Annotated in this window: 16 protein-coding genes; 7 read left to right on the top strand and 9 right to left on the bottom strand. The window is 71.2% G+C overall.

The genetic code is table 11. The annotated features are described in order from the left end of the window. The first annotated feature begins 8 nt into the window (after positions 1–8). The 3 genes from ACFYYF_RS04820 to ACFYYF_RS04810 are packed head-to-tail and all read left to right on the top strand — an operon-like array spanning position 9 to position 3,487. A complete protein-coding gene (locus ACFYYF_RS04820; RefSeq protein WP_388771420.1) occupies positions 9–974 on the top strand; it encodes a carbohydrate ABC transporter permease in 966 nt (321 codons plus the stop codon). Beyond that, positions 971–1,846 carry a carbohydrate ABC transporter permease gene (locus ACFYYF_RS04815; protein WP_361687249.1) on the top strand — a complete coding sequence of 292 codons (876 nt, stop codon included), beginning with the start codon at positions 971–973 and terminating at the stop codon, positions 1,844–1,846. The genes ACFYYF_RS04820 and ACFYYF_RS04815 overlap by 4 nt, the downstream gene beginning before the upstream one ends. 39 nt (positions 1,847–1,885) lie before the next feature. After that, positions 1,886–3,487 carry a glycoside hydrolase family 13 protein gene (locus ACFYYF_RS04810; RefSeq protein WP_388771417.1) on the top strand — a complete coding sequence of 534 codons (1,602 nt, stop codon included), beginning with the start codon at positions 1,886–1,888 and terminating at the stop codon, positions 3,485–3,487. 36 nt (positions 3,488–3,523) lie between these two features. Here the strand turns inward: ACFYYF_RS04810 and ACFYYF_RS04805 are convergent, their stop codons facing one another. The 4 genes from ACFYYF_RS04805 to ACFYYF_RS04790 are packed head-to-tail and all read right to left on the bottom strand — an operon-like array spanning position 3,524 to position 6,952. After that, positions 3,524–4,336, bottom strand: a complete 813-nt coding sequence (locus ACFYYF_RS04805; RefSeq protein WP_388771415.1) for an ABC transporter ATP-binding protein — start codon at positions 4,334–4,336, stop codon at positions 3,524–3,526. Positions 4,337–4,359: 23 nt separating this feature from the next. After that, positions 4,360–5,178 (bottom strand): ABC transporter permease, encoded by an 819-nt coding sequence (locus ACFYYF_RS04800; RefSeq protein ID WP_388771413.1) that lies wholly within the window; start codon positions 5,176–5,178, stop codon positions 4,360–4,362. Beyond that, on the bottom strand, positions 5,175–5,984 hold the full coding sequence (locus ACFYYF_RS04795; protein ID WP_388771411.1) for an ABC transporter permease: 810 nt from the start codon (positions 5,982–5,984) through the stop codon (positions 5,175–5,177). Before ACFYYF_RS04795 ends, ACFYYF_RS04800 begins: the two co-directional genes overlap by 4 nt. Further along, positions 5,981–6,952 (bottom strand): ABC transporter substrate-binding protein, encoded by a 972-nt coding sequence (locus tag ACFYYF_RS04790; protein WP_388771409.1) that lies wholly within the window; start codon positions 6,950–6,952, stop codon positions 5,981–5,983. Before ACFYYF_RS04790 ends, ACFYYF_RS04795 begins: the two co-directional genes overlap by 4 nt. Before the next feature lie 185 nt (positions 6,953–7,137). Here ACFYYF_RS04790 and ACFYYF_RS04785 point away from each other — a divergent pair, with 185 nt between their 5' ends. After that, positions 7,138–7,953: an IclR family transcriptional regulator C-terminal domain-containing protein gene (locus tag ACFYYF_RS04785; protein ID WP_388771406.1), complete on the top strand. Its 816-nt coding sequence runs from the start codon at positions 7,138–7,140 to the stop codon at positions 7,951–7,953. On the opposite strand, the gene ACFYYF_RS04780 is transcribed toward ACFYYF_RS04785, so the two are convergent. Both ACFYYF_RS04780 and ACFYYF_RS04775 read right to left on the bottom strand, forming a co-directional pair. Beyond that, on the bottom strand, positions 7,904–8,857 hold the full coding sequence (locus ACFYYF_RS04780; RefSeq protein ID WP_388771403.1) for a PDR/VanB family oxidoreductase: 954 nt from the start codon (positions 8,855–8,857) through the stop codon (positions 7,904–7,906). The two genes, ACFYYF_RS04785 and ACFYYF_RS04780, sit on opposite strands and share 50 nt — an antisense overlap. Next, positions 8,854–9,918: a Rieske 2Fe-2S domain-containing protein gene (locus ACFYYF_RS04775; protein ID WP_388771401.1), complete on the bottom strand. Its 1,065-nt coding sequence runs from the start codon at positions 9,916–9,918 to the stop codon at positions 8,854–8,856. The genes ACFYYF_RS04780 and ACFYYF_RS04775 overlap by 4 nt, the downstream gene beginning before the upstream one ends. A gap of 281 nt (positions 9,919–10,199) precedes the next feature. Here ACFYYF_RS04775 and ACFYYF_RS04770 point away from each other — a divergent pair, with 281 nt between their 5' ends. Together ACFYYF_RS04770 and ACFYYF_RS04765 are read left to right on the top strand one after the other, a co-directional pair. After that, a complete protein-coding gene (locus ACFYYF_RS04770) occupies positions 10,200–12,251 on the top strand; it encodes a phosphocholine-specific phospholipase C (RefSeq protein WP_388771399.1) in 2,052 nt (683 codons plus the stop codon). Between the two features lie 52 nt (positions 12,252–12,303). Next, complete coding sequence (locus ACFYYF_RS04765) at positions 12,304–13,143, top strand: phospholipid scramblase-related protein (RefSeq protein WP_361687219.1); 840 nt, start codon at positions 12,304–12,306, stop codon at positions 13,141–13,143. A 157-nt stretch (positions 13,144–13,300) separates the two neighbouring features. Here ACFYYF_RS04765 and ACFYYF_RS04760 read toward each other — a convergent pair whose 3' ends face one another. Together ACFYYF_RS04760 and ACFYYF_RS04755 are read right to left on the bottom strand one after the other, a co-directional pair. Next, a complete protein-coding gene (locus tag ACFYYF_RS04760) occupies positions 13,301–14,269 on the bottom strand; it encodes a hypothetical protein (protein WP_388771397.1) in 969 nt (322 codons plus the stop codon). After that, positions 14,266–15,036: a phosphatase PAP2 family protein gene (locus ACFYYF_RS04755; protein ID WP_388771395.1), complete on the bottom strand. Its 771-nt coding sequence runs from the start codon at positions 15,034–15,036 to the stop codon at positions 14,266–14,268. Before ACFYYF_RS04755 ends, ACFYYF_RS04760 begins: the two co-directional genes overlap by 4 nt. Positions 15,037–15,447: 411 nt before the next feature. Between ACFYYF_RS04755 and ACFYYF_RS04750 the strand changes: the two genes are divergently transcribed. Further along, the gene (locus ACFYYF_RS04750; RefSeq protein WP_361687210.1) at positions 15,448–16,065 is read left to right on the top strand and encodes a TetR/AcrR family transcriptional regulator; all 618 of its coding nucleotides are present in this window, start codon (positions 15,448–15,450) and stop codon (positions 16,063–16,065) included. Between the two features lie 183 nt (positions 16,066–16,248). On the opposite strand, the gene ACFYYF_RS04745 is transcribed toward ACFYYF_RS04750, so the two are convergent. Then, complete coding sequence (locus ACFYYF_RS04745) at positions 16,249–17,274, bottom strand: DUF2510 domain-containing protein (protein WP_388771391.1); 1,026 nt, start codon at positions 17,272–17,274, stop codon at positions 16,249–16,251. Positions 17,275–17,362 lie beyond the last annotated feature (88 nt).

The raw sequence follows: 17,362 nt of genomic DNA, 5'->3' as shown, positions 1-17,362 counted from the left end.
CACCGTTCATGAAGACCGCATCGAAGCCCCCCGCAGTGCTCCCTCCGGCCGCCCTCGGCGCGCCGGAGGCGCCGCGGTCGGCCGGGCGCCGGACCGGGGGACCGCGGCGCCTGGCCGACCAGTTCCGCGCCTACGCCTTCCTCGCCGGGGGCCTGCTCTGTTTCGCCCTGTTCTCCTGGTACCCGGCGATCCGCGCCGTCGTGATCGCCTTCCAGAAGTACACGCCGGGCAGCGGCGGCGAGTGGGTCGGCACCGCCAACTTCACCCGGGTCTTCCACGACCCGGAGTTCACGGCCGCCTGGCGCAACACCTTCACCTTCACCCTCCTCGCCCTGCTCATCGGCTTCGCCGTCCCCTTCGTGATGGCGCTCGTCCTCAATGAACTGCGGCACGCCAAGGCGTTCTTCCGGGTCGTGGTCTACCTCCCGGTGATGATCCCGCCCGTGGTCAGCGCCCTGCTGTGGAAGTGGTTCTACGATCCCGGAGCCGGCCTCGCCAACGAGGCGCTGCGCGCCCTGCACCTGCCGACCTCGAACTGGTCCAACGGCGCCGACACCGCGCTCGTCTCCCTGGTCATCGTCGCCACCTGGGCCAACCTCGGCGGCACCGTCCTCATCTACCTCGCCGCCCTCCAGAGCATCCCCGGCGAGCTGTACGAGGCGGCCGAACTGGACGGCGCCAACCTGCTCCAGCGCATCCGGCACGTGACGATCCCGCAGACGCGCTTCATCATCCTCATGCTGATGCTGCTTCAGATCATCGCCACCATGCAGGTGTTCACCGAACCGTTCGTGATCACCGGCGGCGGCCCCGAGGACAAGACCGTCACCGTGCTCTACCTGATCTACAAGTACGCCTTCCTCTACAACGACTTCGGCGGAGCCTGCGCGCTGAGCGTCATGCTGCTCGTCCTGCTCAGCGCCTTCTCCGCCCTCTATCTGCGGCTGACCCGCTCCGAAGGGGAGGACGCGTGAGCACCCGCACCCTGATCTCTCCGCTCACCCTGGCCCGCCCCCGCGGCAGGGCCGTCTACTGGACCGTCTTCGGCGGCGTCGTCCTGCTCTTCGCGCTGGCCTTCCTCTTCCCCGTCTACTGGATGGTGACCGGCGCCATGAAGTCGCCGGACGAGGTCACGCGCACGCCGCCCACCCTGCTGCCGCAGCAGTGGCACCTCGGCGGCTACACCGACGCGTGGGACCTGATGGACCTGCCCACCCACCTGTGGAACACCGTCGTCCAGGCCACGGGCGCCTGGCTGCTGCAACTCGTCTTCTGCACCGCCGCCGCCTACGCCCTGTCCAAACTGAAGCCCGCCTTCGGCAACGTGATCCTCGGCGGCATCCTCGCCACCCTGATGGTCCCCGTGCAGGCCCTGGTGGTCCCCAAGTACCTGACCGTCGCCGATCTGCCGATCCTGCACACCAGCCTGCTCAACTCGCCGCTCGGCATCTGGCTGCCCGCCGTCGCCAACGCCTTCAACCTCTATCTCCTCAAGCGCTTCTTCGACCAGATCCCGCGCGACGTCCTGGAGGCCGCCGAGATCGACGGCGCCGGGAAGCTGCGCATCCTCTGGTCGATCGTGCTGCCGATGTCCCGTCCCGTCCTCGGAGTCGTGTCGATCTTCGCCCTGGTCGCCGTCTGGCAGGACTTCCTCTGGCCGCTGATGGTCTTCTCCGACACCGACAAGCAGCCCATCAGCGTGGCGCTCGTCCAGCTCTCGCAGAACATCCAGCTCACCGTGCTCATCGCCGCGATGGTGATCGCCAGCATCCCCATGGTCGTGATGTTCCTGGTGTTCCAGCGGCACATCATCGCCGGGATCAGCGCGGGCAGCACCAAGGGCTGACGCCCGTACCCGACCTCCTCGAACGAAAGGCAACGCGCCGTGGGACAGCCCCGCCCTGCCCGAAATCAGTCCGCGTGGTGGCGTTCCGCCGTCATCTACCAGGTGTACGTCCGCAGCTTCGCGGACGGCGACGGCGACGGCACCGGCGACCTCGCGGGCGTCCGCGCCAGACTCCCGTACCTCGCCGAACTCGGGGTGGACGCCCTGTGGTTCAACCCCTGGTACCTCTCGCCGCTGGCCGACGGCGGCTACGACGTCGCCGACTACCGCACGATCGACCCGGCCTTCGGGACGCTCGCCGAGGCCGAGAAGCTCATCGCCGAGGCCCGGGAGCTCGGCATCCGCACCCTCGTCGACATCGTGCCGAACCACGTCTCCGACCAGCACCCCTGGTTCCGGGCGGCGCTGGCCGGCGGCCCGGAGCGCGAGCTCTTCCACTTCCGCCCCGGACGCGGCGAGAGAGGCGAACTCCCCCCCAACGACTGGCCGTCCCAGTTCGCGGGCTCCACCGAACCGGTGTGGACCCGGCTGCCCGACGGCGACTGGTACCTCCACCTCTTCACCCCCCAGCAGCCCGACCTCAACTGGGGCCACCCGGCCGTGCGCCGTGAGCACGAGGAGATCCTGCGCTTCTGGTTCGAGCGGGGGGTCGCCGGCGTCCGCATCGACTCGGCGGCGCTGCTGGCCAAGGACCCGGACCTGCCCGACTTCGTCGAGGGCCGCGACCCGAACCCGTACGTCGACCGCGACGAACTCCACGACATCTACCGCTCCTGGCGAGCGGTCGCCGACGCCTACGACGGCGTCTTCGTCGGCGAGGTCTGGCTCCCCGACTCCGAGCGCTTCGCCCGCTACCTGCGCCCCGACGAACTGCACACCGCCTTCAACTTCTCCTTCCTGTCCTGCCCCTGGGACGCCGGACGGCTGCGGACCTCCATCGACGAGACGCTCGCCGAACACGCCCCCGTCGGCGCGCCCGCCACCTGGGTGCTCTGCAACCACGACGTGACGCGCACGGTCACCCGCTACGGCCGGACGGACACCGGCTTCGACTTCGCCACCAAGGCCTTCGGCACCCCCACCGACCTGGCTCTCGGCACCCGCAGGGCCCGCGCGGCGGCGCTGCTCTCACTCGCCCTGCCCGGCTCCGTTTACGTCTACCAGGGAGAGGAACTCGGTCTGCCCGAGGTGGAGTTGCCGCTCGACAGCATCCAGGACCCGATGCACTCCCGCTCCGGCGGCACCGACCCGGGCCGCGACGGCTGCCGGGTCCCGCTGCCCTGGACGGCCGGCGATCCCCACGCCGGATTCGGCGGCGAACCCTGGCTCCCGCAGCCCGCGAACTGGCCCGCGTACGCCGCCGACCGCCAGGCGGACGACCCCGGGTCCATGCTGAGCCTCTACCGTGCCGCGCTCCGCGTCCGCCGCACCGAACCGGGCTTCGGAGACGGCGCGTTCGCCTGGCTCCCGGCTCCCGAGGGTGTCCTCGCCTTCGCCCGCGCGGACGGACTGCTCTGCGTGGTCAACCTGGCCGACGGCCCGGTCGAACTCCCGGAGCACTCCCGGCTCCTCCTCCACAGCGGCCCGCTGGACGCCGACGGCTTCCTCCCGCCGGACACCGCCGCGTGGCTGCGCGCCTGAGCGGACCCGCACCGCGGAGCACCCTTCCCCCGAGCCTCACCGATCGGACGGAGGAGCGTCCTTCATGACCGGCTCCCCGCGTTTCGCCGCCTGGATCTGCTCGTACACATGGGTCCGCAACTCGGCGAAGCGCGGGGAGACCCGGGTGTGCAACTGGTCCCGCTCCTCGGGCAGGTCGATCTTCAACTGTTCCTGTACGACGGTGGGGGAGGCCGAGAGGACCAGCACCCGCTCACCCAGATAGACGGCCTCGTCGATGTCGTGGGTCACGAACAGGACGGTGATCCCGCGCTGCCGCCACAGCCGGCGCACCAGATCCTCCAGATCGGCGCGCGTCTGCGCGTCGACCGCCGCGAACGGCTCGTCCATGAGCAGCACCTCGGGCTCGTACGCCAGGGCCCGCGCGATGGCGACCCGCTGCTGCATCCCGCCGGACAACTGCCAGGGATAGGCTCTCGCCGCGTCGGCCAGGCCCACGGACTCCAGGGCGTCGTCGACCAGGTCCTTGCGTTGCCAGCGACTCAGACTCTTCTGTTTCAGGGGGAGTTCGACGTTCTCGCCGACTCTCATCCAGGGGAACAGACTGCGCCCGTACTCCTGGAACACGAACGCCATGCCCGGCGGCGGGCCGGTCACCCGCCGGCCGCCGAGCAGCACCGTGCCCGACGTCGGTGCCAGCAGACCGCCCACGCACTTCAGCAGGGTGGTCTTGCCGCAGCCCGACGGGCCGACCAGACAGACGAGTTCACCCGCGTCCACCGTGAACGTGAGATCGCGGACCGCCTCCACCCGGCGCCCCGACCCCTCGTAGACCTTCCGCAGGCCGGATACGACCAAAGACGCGTGCATGGACCGCCCTTTCGCGAGCGACGTCACGGGGACCGCCTGGAGGAGTCGCGCAGACCGTGGTACCAGCCGAGGACCCGGCGCTCGACCGCCTGGAAGACGACCGAGAGGACGAAGCCGAGCAGGCCGAGGACGAGGATCCCGGTCCACATGTCGGGGATCGCGAAGCCGCGCTGGAACTGCACGATGGTGAAGCCGAGCCCGTTGCTCGCCGCGAACATCTCGCTGATGACCATCAGGATGATGCCGATCGACAGCGCCTGGCGCAGGCCCGCGAAGATCCGCGGGCTCGCGGACGGCAGGACGACGGAGCGGATCCGCGCCGGGCCCGTGATGCCGTACGAGCGGGCCGTCTCGGACATCACCGGGTCGACGGCGCGCACGCCCTCGATCGTGTTGAGCAGGATCGGCCACACGCAGCCGCTCGCGATCACGACGATCTTCATCGTGTCCCCGATGCCCGCGAACAGCATGATGACCGGGACGAGGACGGGCGGCGGCACCGCCCGCAGGAACTCCAGGACCGGTTCGCACACCGCCCGCACCTTCCGGTACGAGCCGATCAGCGTGCCGAGGCCGATCCCCGCCACGGCCGCCGCGGCGTAGCCGGCGCACAGCCGCAGCAGGCTGGGCACCAGATCGGTGCGCAGCCGCGCGCGGGTCCAGACGTCGGGGAACGTCCTGAGGATCGTGCGCAGCGGGGGCCAGTAGACGTTGGTGCTGCCGTCCGAGGCGAGCCACCACAGGACGACCAGCAGTGCGGGGAGCGCGACGACGAACAGCGCCCGCAGCAGGAGGCCGCCCCACGGGCTCGGCCCGACGGGTCCGCGCGGTACGGCCGTCACACCGACACCTCCCCGCGCACCGACTGGTGCCAGGCCAGTGCGTAGCGCTCCACCGACCGGGCACCCACGTTGATCAGCAGCCCGAGCAGACCCGTGACCACGATCAGCGCGTACATCTCGGGCACCGCCTGCGACGCCTGGGCGACCGCGATGCGCGCGCCCAACCCCGGCGCGCCGATGACGAGTTCGGCGGTCACCGTGAGGATGAGCGCGACGGCCGCGGCGAGCCGGACGCCCGTCATGACGTACGGGAGCGCGGTCGGCCACAGCACATGACGGACCCGGGCCGCGGGGCCGAGCCCGTAGGAGCGCGCCGTCTCCTCGGCCACCGGGTCCACGTCCCGTACGCCGTACATGACCTGGACGAGGACCTGCCAGAAGGACGCGTACACGACCAGCAGGAGCACCGACCGCAGCTCGGTGCCGTAGAGGAGGACGGCGAGCGGGATCAGGGCCACGGAGGGGATGGGGCGCAGGAACTCGATCGTCGAGGCGGTCGCCTCGCGCAGATACGGCACGACCGAGACGACCACCCCGACCACGATCCCCGCCCCGACCGCGATCGCCAGCCCCAGCGCCCAGCCCGTGAGGGTGTCGCCCAGGTCCGTCCAGAAGGCGGCGTCGTCGAGCTCGTCACGGAGTGCCCCCGCGATCCGGCTGGTCGGCGGGAAGTACTGCTCCTTGACGACGCCGAGCCGCGGCACCGCCTCACCCAGGGCGAGGAAGGCCGCGAGCCCGGCGGCGCCCAGTGCGGCGTTCACGGCCCGGCCGGTGGAGCCGCCGCCACGTGCTCGCGTCCGCGTCACGGCAGCAGCTTGTCCAGATCGGGCGCCGTCTTGAAGAGGCCGTCCTGCTCGCCCAGCTTCTCCAGCGCCTCGATCGAGGCCCGGTTCGCCTCGGCCGGCCACTTCGGCAGGGTGACCTTCGCCAGCACGGCCGCGGGGATCGTGGTGTACGTGGTGACGATCTGCCGGACCTCGTCCGGGTGCGCGTCCGCGTAGGCGAGGGATTCCGCGGTGGCCTCCTGGAAGTTCTTCACCACGTCGGGGTGTTGCTGCGCGTACTGGTTCGAGGTGAAGTACATGGCGACGGTGAGGTCCGGCGCCACGTCGACCAGGGAGGAGGCGATCTCGGTCCCGCCCTGGCTCTTGACGGTGGCGAGCGCGGGCTCGACCACCATCGCCGCGTCGATCTGGCCGCTGTCGAGGGCCGCGGGCATCTGGTCGAAGGCGAGCTCGACGAACTTCACCTTGGAGGGATCGCCGCCGGACTTGCGCACCGACTCGCGCACGGCCGTCTCGTTGATGTTCTTCAGGGTGTTGACGGCGACCTTCTTGCCCTCCAGGTCCTTCGCCGACGTGATGGCGCTGCCCTTCTTGACCGTGATGGCCCCGAAGTCCGCGCCCGCCTCGCCCGTCGAGGCGACGCCGTTCGCGACCGCCTTCACGGGGACGCCGGTGGACTGGGCGATCATCAGCGAGGTCACGTTGGAGAACCCGAACTGGAACTGGCCCGACACGACACCCGGCACGATCGCCGCGCCGCCCTGCGCGAGCGTCATCGACAGGGTCAGTCCGTGCTTCTTGTAGAAGCCCTTCTTCTGGCCCAGATAGACGGGGGCGACATCGACGATGGGGATGACGCCCAGCTTGACGGTGGTGGTACCGCCGGACGAAGAGTTCTTGTCCGAGGCGCCACCGCCGTCGGACGAGCCGCAGGCCGACGCGGCGACCAGCAGGGCTCCGGCCGCGATCCCGGCGAGCAGACGACGCATGGCTCCTCCTGTGCAGACGAGAGTGTTCCGACAGGGCGTGCGCACACCGCACAATGGTGCTCAGCGCGAAGGTAGAACCCCGTCCGTGCCGGGTCAATGGCCTTGGCTGACAATATTGTTGACAGTTATCGAAGTGTGCTCCCGTCCCGGACGAGAGCACTCCGTGTGTCCCTCTGGAGGCGACGATGCCTGCAGCAGACCGAGCGCCCCATTTCGTCCGGTCCTTCGAACGCGGACTCGCCGTCATCCGCGTCTTCGGCGCCGACCGGCCGGAGATGACCCTCAGTGAGGTCGCACGCGGCAGCGACCTGACCCGCGCGGCGGCCCGCCGCTTCCTGCTGACCCTGGTCGATCTCGGATACGTCCACACGGACGGCCGTGTCTTCCGGCTCACCCCGCGCGTGCTGGAACTCGGCTACGCCTATCTCTCCGGTTTCACGCTGCCGGAGATCGCCGAGCCCCATCTGAAGCAACTGGCCGAACAGGTGGGGGAGTCGAGCTCGCTCTGCGTCCTCGACGGCGACGATATCGTGTACGTCGCCCGCGTCCCGACCCGGCGCATCATGACGGCGGCGATCACCGTCGGGACCCGCTTCCCGGCCCACGCCACCTCGGTGGGCCGGGTGATCCTCGCGCACCTCACGGACGACGAGATCGACAACCGGCTGGAGCGGGCCGATCTGCGCCCCCTGACCGGGCGCACGATCGTCTCGCCGGACCTGCTGAGGGCGGAACTGACCCGTGCCCGGCGCCAGGGATACGCCATCGTCGACCAGGAGCTGGAGGAGGGACTGCGCTCGGTCGCCGCGCCCGTGCGCGACCGGGATGGCGCCGTGGTGGCGGCCGCGAACATCCCCGTGCACGCGAGTCGCAACAGCCTCGAATCCGTCCGCCGCGACCTGCTTCCCCCTCTGCTGGACACGGTCGCGCGGATCGAGCGGGACCTGGCGGTCACAGATCCAGGACGAGCCGTCCCCCGAGACAGCGGGACACGCAGATGAGCATGGTCCCGCCCGCCTCCCGCTCCTCGTCCGTGAGCACCGAGTCCCGGTGGTCCGGGGTCCCTTCGAGCACGTCCGTCTCGCAGGTCCCGCACGTGCCCTCGGTGCAGGAGAAGAGGACCTCGACACCGGCGGCGCGGACGGTGTCGAGGACGGAGGCGCCCGGGGCGACGGTGACCGTCCGCCCCGACCGCGCAAGGACGAGCTCGAACTCCTCTTCTCCGCCTGTTCCTTGGTCCTTCGGCCGGAACCGCTCGACGCGCAGAGAGCCGGCCGGACAGCGCTCCTCCATCGCGTCCAGCAACGGCCCGGGACCGCAGCAGTAGACGAGGGTGTCACCGGAGACACCGCGGAGAACGGAGGGCAGGTCGAGCACCCCGGACTCGTCCTGGGGCGCGAGGGTGACCCGCTCCCCGTACCGCTCCAGTTCCTCGGTGAACGCCATGGAGGCGCGGGTCCGTCCGCCGTACAGCAGGGTCCACTCGGCGCCCGCCGCCTCGGCCGCGGCGAGCATCGGCAGGATCGGGGTGATGCCGATGCCGCCCGCGACGAAGAGGTAGCGCGGGGCGGGCGCGAGCGCGAAGTGGTTGCGCGGGCCCCGGACACGGACCGTGTCGCCCGCGCCCAGCCGGCCGTGCACATGGGCCGATCCGCCGCGCCCGTCCTTCTCGCGCAGCACCGCGATCCGCCATGCCCCGCGGTCCGCCGGATCACCGCACAGGGAGTACTGCCGCTCGAGTCCCGGTGTGAGCAGGACGTCGATGTGGGCGCCCGGTTCCCAGCGCGGGAGTTCGCCGCCGAGCGGATGCCGCAGGCGCAGCGCGAGCACTCCGTCGGCGACGAACTCCGTCCGCTCGACGACGAGTTCGGCGTCGTACGCGCTCTCGCCGCCCGAACCCGTCACCGCACCCGCTCCACCGGCTTGTCGCCCTCCTCGACCAGCCGGGCCAGGATGCGTCGCGCCGCGAGACCGCCGGCGTCGATGCCGATGCTCAGTTCCTGGTATCCGGCGCGCTCGGTGGCGAGGGTGCGCTGGAGGACGGTGAGAGCGTCGACGTCCTGCATGACGACGGTGTGGTTCAAGTCCCGCATGAAGGAGCTGACTTCGTCGTCCGACCGGGCGAAGTCGCGCGAGACGGCCCAGAAGTCGTACACCTTGCCCTCGGCGGACGGCGTGATGGCGTACGTGATCTCGGTGTGGAAGCCGTTCGGGTCGCTGCCGTCCGCCTCCGGCAGGACCCCGGCCGGAGCGATCCTGCTGTGCAGCAGATAGAGGCACGGCGCGTGGTACTCGATGTCCTGCCAGCGCGTGATCCGGCCCGCGATGCCCGTCGACCGCGCGTAGAACGGCGGACACGCGGCGTCGTCCATGCGCCGGGAGACCCGCACGATCCCCGCCTCCTCGTCCACCTCGGTGACGATCGGCGTCTCGGCGACCTCGGGCGTGCCGATGTAGCCGCCGTGCAGATACGTCTCGTGCGAGAGGTCGAGGAGGTTGTCGACGAGGAGTCCGTAGTCCGCGTCGATGGGCTCCATGCCGCTGACCGTCGTCCAGCGGGGCGAGTCCATGTGCGGCGCGCGCGGGACGGCTCCCGGGTCGGCGAGCGCGGGGTCGCCGATCCAGACCCAGACGAACAGGTCCTGCTCGACGACCGGGTAGGAGGCGACCCGGGCGGTGCGCGGTATCCGCTTCTGCCCCGGCACGGACACACACGCCCCGGTCGGGTCGTAGGTGAACCCGTGGTAGCCGCACACGATCCGGTCCCCGTGGAGCCGGCTCTCCGAGAGCGGGAACCGCCGGTGCACACACCGGTCGGACAGCGCGACGACCGCCCCTTCCTCCCCGGTGCGGTAGAGCACGAGCGGCTCACCGAGGACGGTCCGCCCGACGAGCTCACGCCCGATCTCGTAGGCGAAGGCGACGACGTACCACTGGTTCCTGGCGAAGGCGGTGATGTGCGGCATGGCGTTCCCGTCCCTGAGAGCGGGGCACCGTCGCCCCGCGTGCCGTGGTCGCACCCAGCGTCGTGACGCCGGCGACCGGGGGACAAGGCGGCTTCCGCCGGGCGGAAGGGCTTCTCCGGTCCCCGTCAGCTGTCCGGAACGGTTCGCCTGGCGTACCGCCGAGCTTCACGTCGGCGACAGTGGGCCCTTTCCTGACGTTCGGTGCGCTTGGAAAACTCGCTTCTCGCACGTTCCGTCGACCGCCGGCCGCAGGGCCCTTCAGGACTAGAGGTCACCCGCTCATGTCTCAAGTGAATCGGCGCCGTTTCTTCCAGATCGCGGGCGGGACGGCGGCGTCGACCGCGCTGGCCGGCAGCGTCCAGCGCGCCGCGGCCGTGCCGGCGCACCGTCGTTCGGGCACGATCCAGGACGTCGAGCACATCGTCGTCCTGATGCAGGAGAACCGTTCGTTCGATCACTACTTCGGCTCGATGAGAGGCGTCCGCGGCTTCGGCGACCCGCGTCCGGCGGCCCCGGCCGGCACCAAGCCGGTGTGGTACCAGTCGGACGGCACCAAGGACGTGCTCCCCTTCCGTCCGGAGACGGACGACCTCGGGCTCGCGTTCCTCAAGGACCTCCCGCACGGCTGGAGCGACGGGCACGCCGCGTTCAACAGGGGCAGGTACGACAAGTGGGTGCCCGCCAAGTCGGCGACGACGATGGCGTATCTGACGCGTGAGGACATCCCGTTCCACTACGCGCTGGCCGACGCGTTCACCGTCTGCGACGCGTACCACTGCTCGTTCATCGGCTCGACGGACCCCAACCGCTACTACATGTGGACGGGTTACACCGGCAACGACGGCAAGGGCGGCGGCCCGGTCCTCGGCAACGACGAGGCGGGGTACGGCTGGACGACGTACCCGGAGCGGCTGGAGGCGGCCGGGATCTCCTGGAAGGTCTACCAGGACGTCGGCGACGGGCTGGACGCGAACGGCTCCTGGGGCTGGATAGCCGACGCCTACCGGGGCAACTACGGCGACAACTCGCTGCTGTACTTCAACCAGTACCGCGACGCCCGGCCGGGCGACCCGCTGTACGACAAGGCCCGCACCGGCACCGACGCCCGCAAGGGCGAGGGCTTCTTCGACCGGCTCAGGGCCGACGTGCAGGGCGGCACGCTGCCGCAGGTCTCCTGGATCGCCGCCCCCGAGGCCTTCAGCGAGCACCCCAACTGGCCCGCGAACTACGGTGCCTGGTACATCTCCCAGGTCCTGGACGCCCTCACCTCCGACCCCGAGGTGTGGAGCCGGACGGCCCTGTTCGTCACGTACGACGAGAACGACGGCTTCTTCGACCACGTGGTGCCGCCCTTCCCGCCGCAGTCCGCGGCACAGGGCAAGTCCACGGTCGACGTCGGCCCGGACCTGTACGCGGGCGACGCGAGCCACGCGGCGGGACCCTACGGACTGGGCCAGCGGGTGCCGATGCTCGTCGTCTCGCCCTGGAGCAAGGGCGGTTACGTCTGCTCCGAGACGCTCGACCACACCTCGGTCATCCGGTTCATGGAGGCCCGGTTCGGGGTACGCGAGCCCAACATCTCGCCCTGGCGGCGCGCGGTCTGCGGCGACCTGACGGCCGCCTTCGACTTCGCCCGCAAGGACACCGCCCCGGTCACGCTGCCGAGCACCGAGGGCTACCGTCCGCCGGACGGCGACCGCCACCCCGACTATGTCCCGACCCCGCCCGCGAACCCGGCCCTGCCCCGGCAGGAGCGCGGCTCACGGCCGACCCGGCCGCTCAAGTACGCCCCCCTCGTGGACGGCTCGGCCGACACCGCCACCGGCAGGTTCACGCTGACCTTCGGTTCCGGAGCCAGGGCCGGCGCGGCCTTCCTCGTCACCTCCGGCGACCGCACCGACGGCCCCTGGACCTACACGACCGCGGCGGGCGCGACCGTCTCGGACACCTGGAACTCGGCCTACTCGGCCGGCTCGTACGACCTCACCGTGCACGGTCCGAACGGCTTCCTGCGCGTCTTCAAGGGGGCCAACCGGACGGCGGGACCGGAGGTCACCGCCCGTCACACCGGCTGCGACGTGGAACTCACCCTCGTCAACAAGGGTGCCGCCACGGCGACGCTCAGGCTCACGAACGGCTACGGCGGGCCGTCCCGGGTCCTGCGGGTCCGGGCGGGCGAGACTCTGAAGCACACGGTGGACCTGGCGGCGAGCAGGTGCTGGTACGACCTCACCGTGACCGTCGACGGACAGGCGGGCTTTCTGCGGCGATTCGCCGGACATGTCGAGAACGGCCGACCCGGTGTGAGCGACCCCGCTCTCATCACCGCCTGATGAGTCCACAACTGACCGTTGTTTTCCGGCCATGTCACGGTAGGGTGCCCCGGTGACGACGCATTCGAACACTCCTGCAGGTTGGTACCCGGACCCGAACGGGAAGCCCCAGACCCAGCGTTACTGGGACGGCTCGCAGTGGACCGACCAGGAGGCCCCGGCCTCCCAGCAGGTGCCGCACCAGGGCACGCCGCCCCAGCAGGCCTTCCCCCAGCAGGCCACCGCCCCCGACCCGCGTGTCCAGCGCCAGGTGCACCAGCAGGCCGGAGTCGCCCCGAGCGGCGTCGGCGGCGGCACGCTGTTCACCGAGCCGGTCCTGGTGGTGAACCAGAAGGCCAAGCTCATCGAGCTGACCAACGAGTACAAGGTCATGGACCAGCAGGGCAACCAGCTCGGCTCGGTCACCGAGGTCGGCCAGGGCGTGTTCCGGAAGATCCTGCGGTTCGTCTCCAGCCTCGACCAGTTCCTCACCCACCGGCTGGAGATCCGCGACGCCCACGGGCAGCCGCAGTTGCTGCTGACCCGCCCGGCGAAGATATTCAAGTCCCGCGTGATCGTGACCCGTCCGGACGGCTCGGCCGTGGGTGAGATCGTCCAGAAGAACATGATCGGCAAGATCAACTTCGCGATGAACGTGGACGGCCGGCAGGTCGGCGCGATCAAGGCGGAGAACTGGCGTGCCTGGAACTTCGCGATCGTCGACGAGTCGGAGAACGAGGTGGCCCGGATCACGAAGACCTGGGAAGGCCTCGCCAAGACGATGTTCACGAGCGCGGACAACTACGTCCTGCAGATCCACTTCCAGCTCCCCGAGCCGCTGCTGAGCCTCGTCGTCGCGACGGCGCTGACCGTCGACACGGCGCTCAAGCAGGACTCCCGCGGACTGGGCTGACAGGACACGGACGTAACCGAGGGCGGCCGCGGATCTCTCCGCGGCCGCCCTCGCGGCATGTGCCGTCCCGCTCCCCATGCCGGCGGCCGGCCCTCCACCCTCTCCCTCCCGCCGTCCGGGCCGGGGGTTGTGGCGGTGACGTCCTCCTGCAGGGACGTCAGAGGGACGTCAGATGGCCCGAGCCGGTCTGCCGGGGCAGCAACGAGGGCTCGTACGCCGCCCCGTTCGGTTCCAGCGCCAGCACCGCGGCGACCGGGTGGTCGTCGTCCACCAGGCCGTCCGGGAGGGCGACCGCGGGTCCCGTGTCCGGCTCGGGCGCCGAACGGGACAGCGTCACCACACCCCACGCGGCGACCGACGCTCCCGCGAGCGCGAGCAGCAGGCCCGCCGCACCGCCCTGGAGACGCTCGCCGAGCAGGGACAGCCCGATCGCCGCCGCGGCCAGCGGATTGGCGAGCGTCACGACGGCCAGCGGCGCGCCGAGCCCGCCCTGGTAGGCGGTCTGCGACAGCAGCAGCCCGCCCGCCGCGAAGACCGCCACCAGCAGGGCCACCACGACGACCCGCGCGCTGAGCGGCGAGCCCGAACGGTCCGTCGCGGCCACCGTCACGGTCTGGGTGAGGGCCGACGCCACGCCCGAGGCGAACCCGGAGGCCGTCGCGTGCCGCAGTCCCGGCCGGGCGCCGCGTGCCAGCACGCCGATGACCGCGGCCGTCGTGCCCGCGACGGCGAGCGCCTGCGGCAGGCTCAGCACCTCGCCCGGCGCGGTGCCGGACGCCGTGACGAGCAGTGCGGCGAGGCCGGTCAGCGTGAGCGCCGTGCCGCGCCACTCCACCGCGCTGACCCGCCGTCCGGCGAGCCGCGCGCCCAGCGGCACGGCGGCCACGAGGGTGAGCGCCCCGAGCGGCTGGACCAGGGTGAGCGTTCCGTACTTGAGGGCCGCCACGTGCAGCAGGGCGGCCGAGGCGTTCAGGGTCACCGACCACCACCAGGCACCCTGGGCCAGCAGGCGTACCGCGCCAGCCCCGGCCGACCGGGCGGCCAGCCGTTCCTGTGCGACGGCCGCGGAGGCGTAGGCCACGGAGGAGAACAGGGACAGGACGACGGCGACGAGCGTCGGGTTCATCGTCCCGCTCCCACGAGTCCGGGCAGATCGTGTACGGGGGTCCCCGCGGGTTCGTGGACCGGGTGCCGCCCCGAGGTCGTCGCCGTCCGGTGCGGCGGATGGACCACGGCGAGGGCGAGGCAGAGCAGCGCGGTCGCGACGACCGCGTCGAGCCAGTAGTGGTTCGCGGTGCCGACGATCACCAGCAGGGTGAGCAGGGGGTGCAGCAGCCACAGCGCGCGCCACCGCGACCGGGTCGCGGTGATCAGGCCGATCGCGACCATCAGCGCCCAGCCGAAGTGCAGCGAGGGCATCGCGGCGAACTGGTTCGCCAGGGCGTCGGCGGCCGGGTGCGCGCCGTACACGGTGGGCCCGTACACCTGGCCGGTGTCGATGAGACCCGTTCCGGCGAGCAGCCGCGGCGGCGCCAGCGGGAACACGAGGTGCCCGACCAGGGCGGCGCCGGTGACCAGGGCGAGGATCCTGCGGGCCCACACGTAGTGCGCGGGGCGCCGCAGATACAGCCAGACCAGGAACGCGGCGGTGGCCGGGAAGTGGACGGTCGCGTAGTAGGTGTTCGCGAGGTGCACGAGGGTGTCGCTGTCCAGCAGCGCGCCCTGCACGGCGCCCTCGCCCGGCAGGTGCAGGGTGCGCTCCCAGCCCCAGACGCGGTGCGCGTCGGCGAAGGCCTCGTCGGTCCGTCCGGTGGCCAGCAGGCGGCCGGCCTTGTAGACGACGAAGAGCCCGACGACGAGGAGCAGCTCCCGCAGCAGCGGCGGGCGCGCCACGGTGTCGTCCGGGCGCGCGGCGGCGCGCGCGGGTGCGTGCGGGCGCGGCCGCGTGCGAACGGCCGCGCCGCCCGGCGCGGCCGCGGACGGAGCCGCGTCGGGCGGCTCCGATCGTGACGCGGACTCGGATGCCGAATCCGCAGGCTCGGTTCGGGAATCCATCCCCGGCCCCCTTGCTGACGTTCTGAAGTCGTGTGTGCGCGGTGAGCCCAGGACAGGATCCACTCGGCCGTCCCGGTGGGGGAGAGGAGTGGATCCTGTCCGAGGCTCATCGATACGCCAGTGTACCGATACGACAGAGTACCGATACGCGGGTGTACCGATACGGATGCGTACCGGTACCCTTGCGTATCGATTACACTGAACGCAAGACCGCACCGGTCTATGCCGGATCGAGCGAGGAGAAGCGCCATGACGTCGCAGGCCGCGGACGGACCGGAGACGGTCGTCGCCTCGCGCCGCTCCAAGATCACGCCCGAGCGTGAGCAGGAGTTCTACGACGCCGTGCTCGAACAGATCCGGGAGTGCGGGTACGAGGCGCTCACCATGGAGGGCGTCGCCGCCAGCACCCGGTGCAGCAAGTCCACCCTCTACCGTCAGTGGAAGTCGAAGCCACAGTTCGTGGCCGCCGCGCTGCGCAACAACCGCTGCCCGCGGTTCACGGGGATCGACACCGGCTCACTCGCCGGCGACCTCCGGGCCGCGGCCGCGGCCGCGGGCGAATGGTCGGCCAGGGACAGCACGCAGCTCCTGCAGGGCCTCGGCAACGCCGTCATGCAGGACAAGGAGCTGCAGCAGGCGCTGCGCGACGCGCTCGTCGAGCCCGAGGTGGCCGAGCTGCGGCAGATGATCAACCGCGGTGTCGAGCGCGGTGAGGTCGACGCCGGGCATCCGGCGCTGGAGTTCATCCCGGCCCAGATGCTCGGGGTCCTGAGGGTGCGCCCCCTGCTGGACGGGCAGTACGCGGACGCGGCGTATCTCACACAATTCGTGGAGGCCGTCGTCCTGCCGACGCTCGGTCTCACCTGAGTCTCAGGCCGCTGTCCGTGGGATGACCGGACGTCGGCCTGTATCGCGCCGCACCGTGGGGACGGGGGCGGCGCGCACCCCCCGGCCGGGTGGGGTTCCCCTTGAGCGGAGGGGCGCTCCACCCGGCCGATCCATGTCCACGGTGTCCCGGCGCCGGGACGGAGGCGTCCCGTGCGGGCGGTCTCAGACGTTCTGGCCGTTCCCGCCGGTTCCGCTCGCCACCTTGATGCCCTTGGTGATGGTGTCGATGATCGACTGCTCCGGGGCCTTGGAGCTGATGTCGACGCCGAACCGGACGACGACCAGTGAGGCGGGGTCCGCGGGGGAGGGGAACACGAGCGACTCGACGTACCCGTCGTCGCCCTTGCTCGTCACGACCTTCCAGCGCACCAGATAGCCCTTCTCGCCGGCCACCGTGACGGCCTTCGAGGCGAGCTCCGTGTGCGACGTGATCGAACCGTAGCCCTTGCCGTACGACTCGGTGGCGTTCTTGGAGATGTCCTCCTTGGCCGCCGCCTCCGCGGTCTTCGACTTCAGCTTCTGGGCCGTCGCCGGGGCCGAGTAGGCACCGCCGCGCTGGCAGTTCTGCGAGGTGTCACCGGGGCATTTGTAGGTGTCCTTGGTGGAGACCGCGGCCGTGCCCGCGCCGCTCTGGCCGGTCCACCCGTCCGGCACCGGGATGCTGATGCCGTTGTAGACGTCCGTGGCGAAGCCGGGGTCGCTCTGCGGCCCGCCCGACTCGCCGGGAGCCGGAGTCTGGCCACCGGAACCACCGGAACCACCGGGGCCCCCTTGGCCGTCCGTGCCGCCGGAGCCGCCGGGCCCTCCGTTCGGGCCGCCCTCCCGGCCGCCGCCGGGTCCGAACGGTCCGCCCTGTCCGTCCGGCCCGCCGGAGCCGGAGGAGGCCGCGCTGCCGCCGCGTCCGCCGTCACTGGTCAGCGCGTACACGCCGCCGCCGATACCGGCGAGGACGGCGACCGCCGCCGCGACCGCTATGCCCGTGCGCAGCCCGCGCCGCGGCTTGTCCGGGGCGTACGCCGGATACGGCGCGGCCCCCGCCGGGTACGCCGGGGGACCCCAAGCCGCCGCCGACCCGACGGGGCGGACCTGGTCCGTCCATGTCCTACCGTCCCACCAGCGCTCGGTGGCGGGAGCGTCATCTGTCTGCCCGGGGTCGGGATACCAGCCGGGGGGAGTCACCTGCGTCATGGACCCACCGTATGAGTCCCGGGTGAAAGGCGGATGAGAGGGTTCCCCGAAGCCCTTCACGCCCTGGCGCGGCCATGCCAATTACCTC

Source organism: Streptomyces sp. NPDC001914, assembly GCF_042891215.1.
Taxonomy (GTDB): Bacteria; Actinomycetota; Actinomycetes; order Streptomycetales; family Streptomycetaceae; genus Streptomyces.
Note: the sequence above shows the minus strand (reverse complement) of the source record. Positions and strands in the feature narration are given on the sequence as shown.

Excerpts from the sequence above, each read along its gene's own strand:
- ACFYYF_RS04820 (WP_388771420.1), top strand. The coding sequence starts at position 9 with ATGAAGACCGCATCGAAGCCCCCCGCAGTGCTCCCTCCGGCCGCCCTC.
- ACFYYF_RS04805 (WP_388771415.1), bottom strand. The coding sequence starts at position 4,336 with ATGCACGCGTCTTTGGTCGTATCCGGCCTGCGGAAGGTCTACGAGGGG.
- ACFYYF_RS04790 (WP_388771409.1), bottom strand. The coding sequence starts at position 6,952 with ATGCGTCGTCTGCTCGCCGGGATCGCGGCCGGAGCCCTGCTGGTCGCC.
- ACFYYF_RS04785 (WP_388771406.1), top strand. The coding sequence starts at position 7,138 with ATGCCTGCAGCAGACCGAGCGCCCCATTTCGTCCGGTCCTTCGAACGC.
- ACFYYF_RS04775 (WP_388771401.1), bottom strand. The coding sequence starts at position 9,918 with ATGCCGCACATCACCGCCTTCGCCAGGAACCAGTGGTACGTCGTCGCC.
- ACFYYF_RS04770 (WP_388771399.1), top strand. The coding sequence starts at position 10,200 with ATGTCTCAAGTGAATCGGCGCCGTTTCTTCCAGATCGCGGGCGGGACG.
- ACFYYF_RS04760 (WP_388771397.1), bottom strand. The coding sequence starts at position 14,269 with ATGAACCCGACGCTCGTCGCCGTCGTCCTGTCCCTGTTCTCCTCCGTG.
- ACFYYF_RS04750 (WP_361687210.1), top strand. The coding sequence starts at position 15,448 with ATGACGTCGCAGGCCGCGGACGGACCGGAGACGGTCGTCGCCTCGCGC.
- ACFYYF_RS04745 (WP_388771391.1), bottom strand. The coding sequence starts at position 17,274 with ATGACGCAGGTGACTCCCCCCGGCTGGTATCCCGACCCCGGGCAGACA.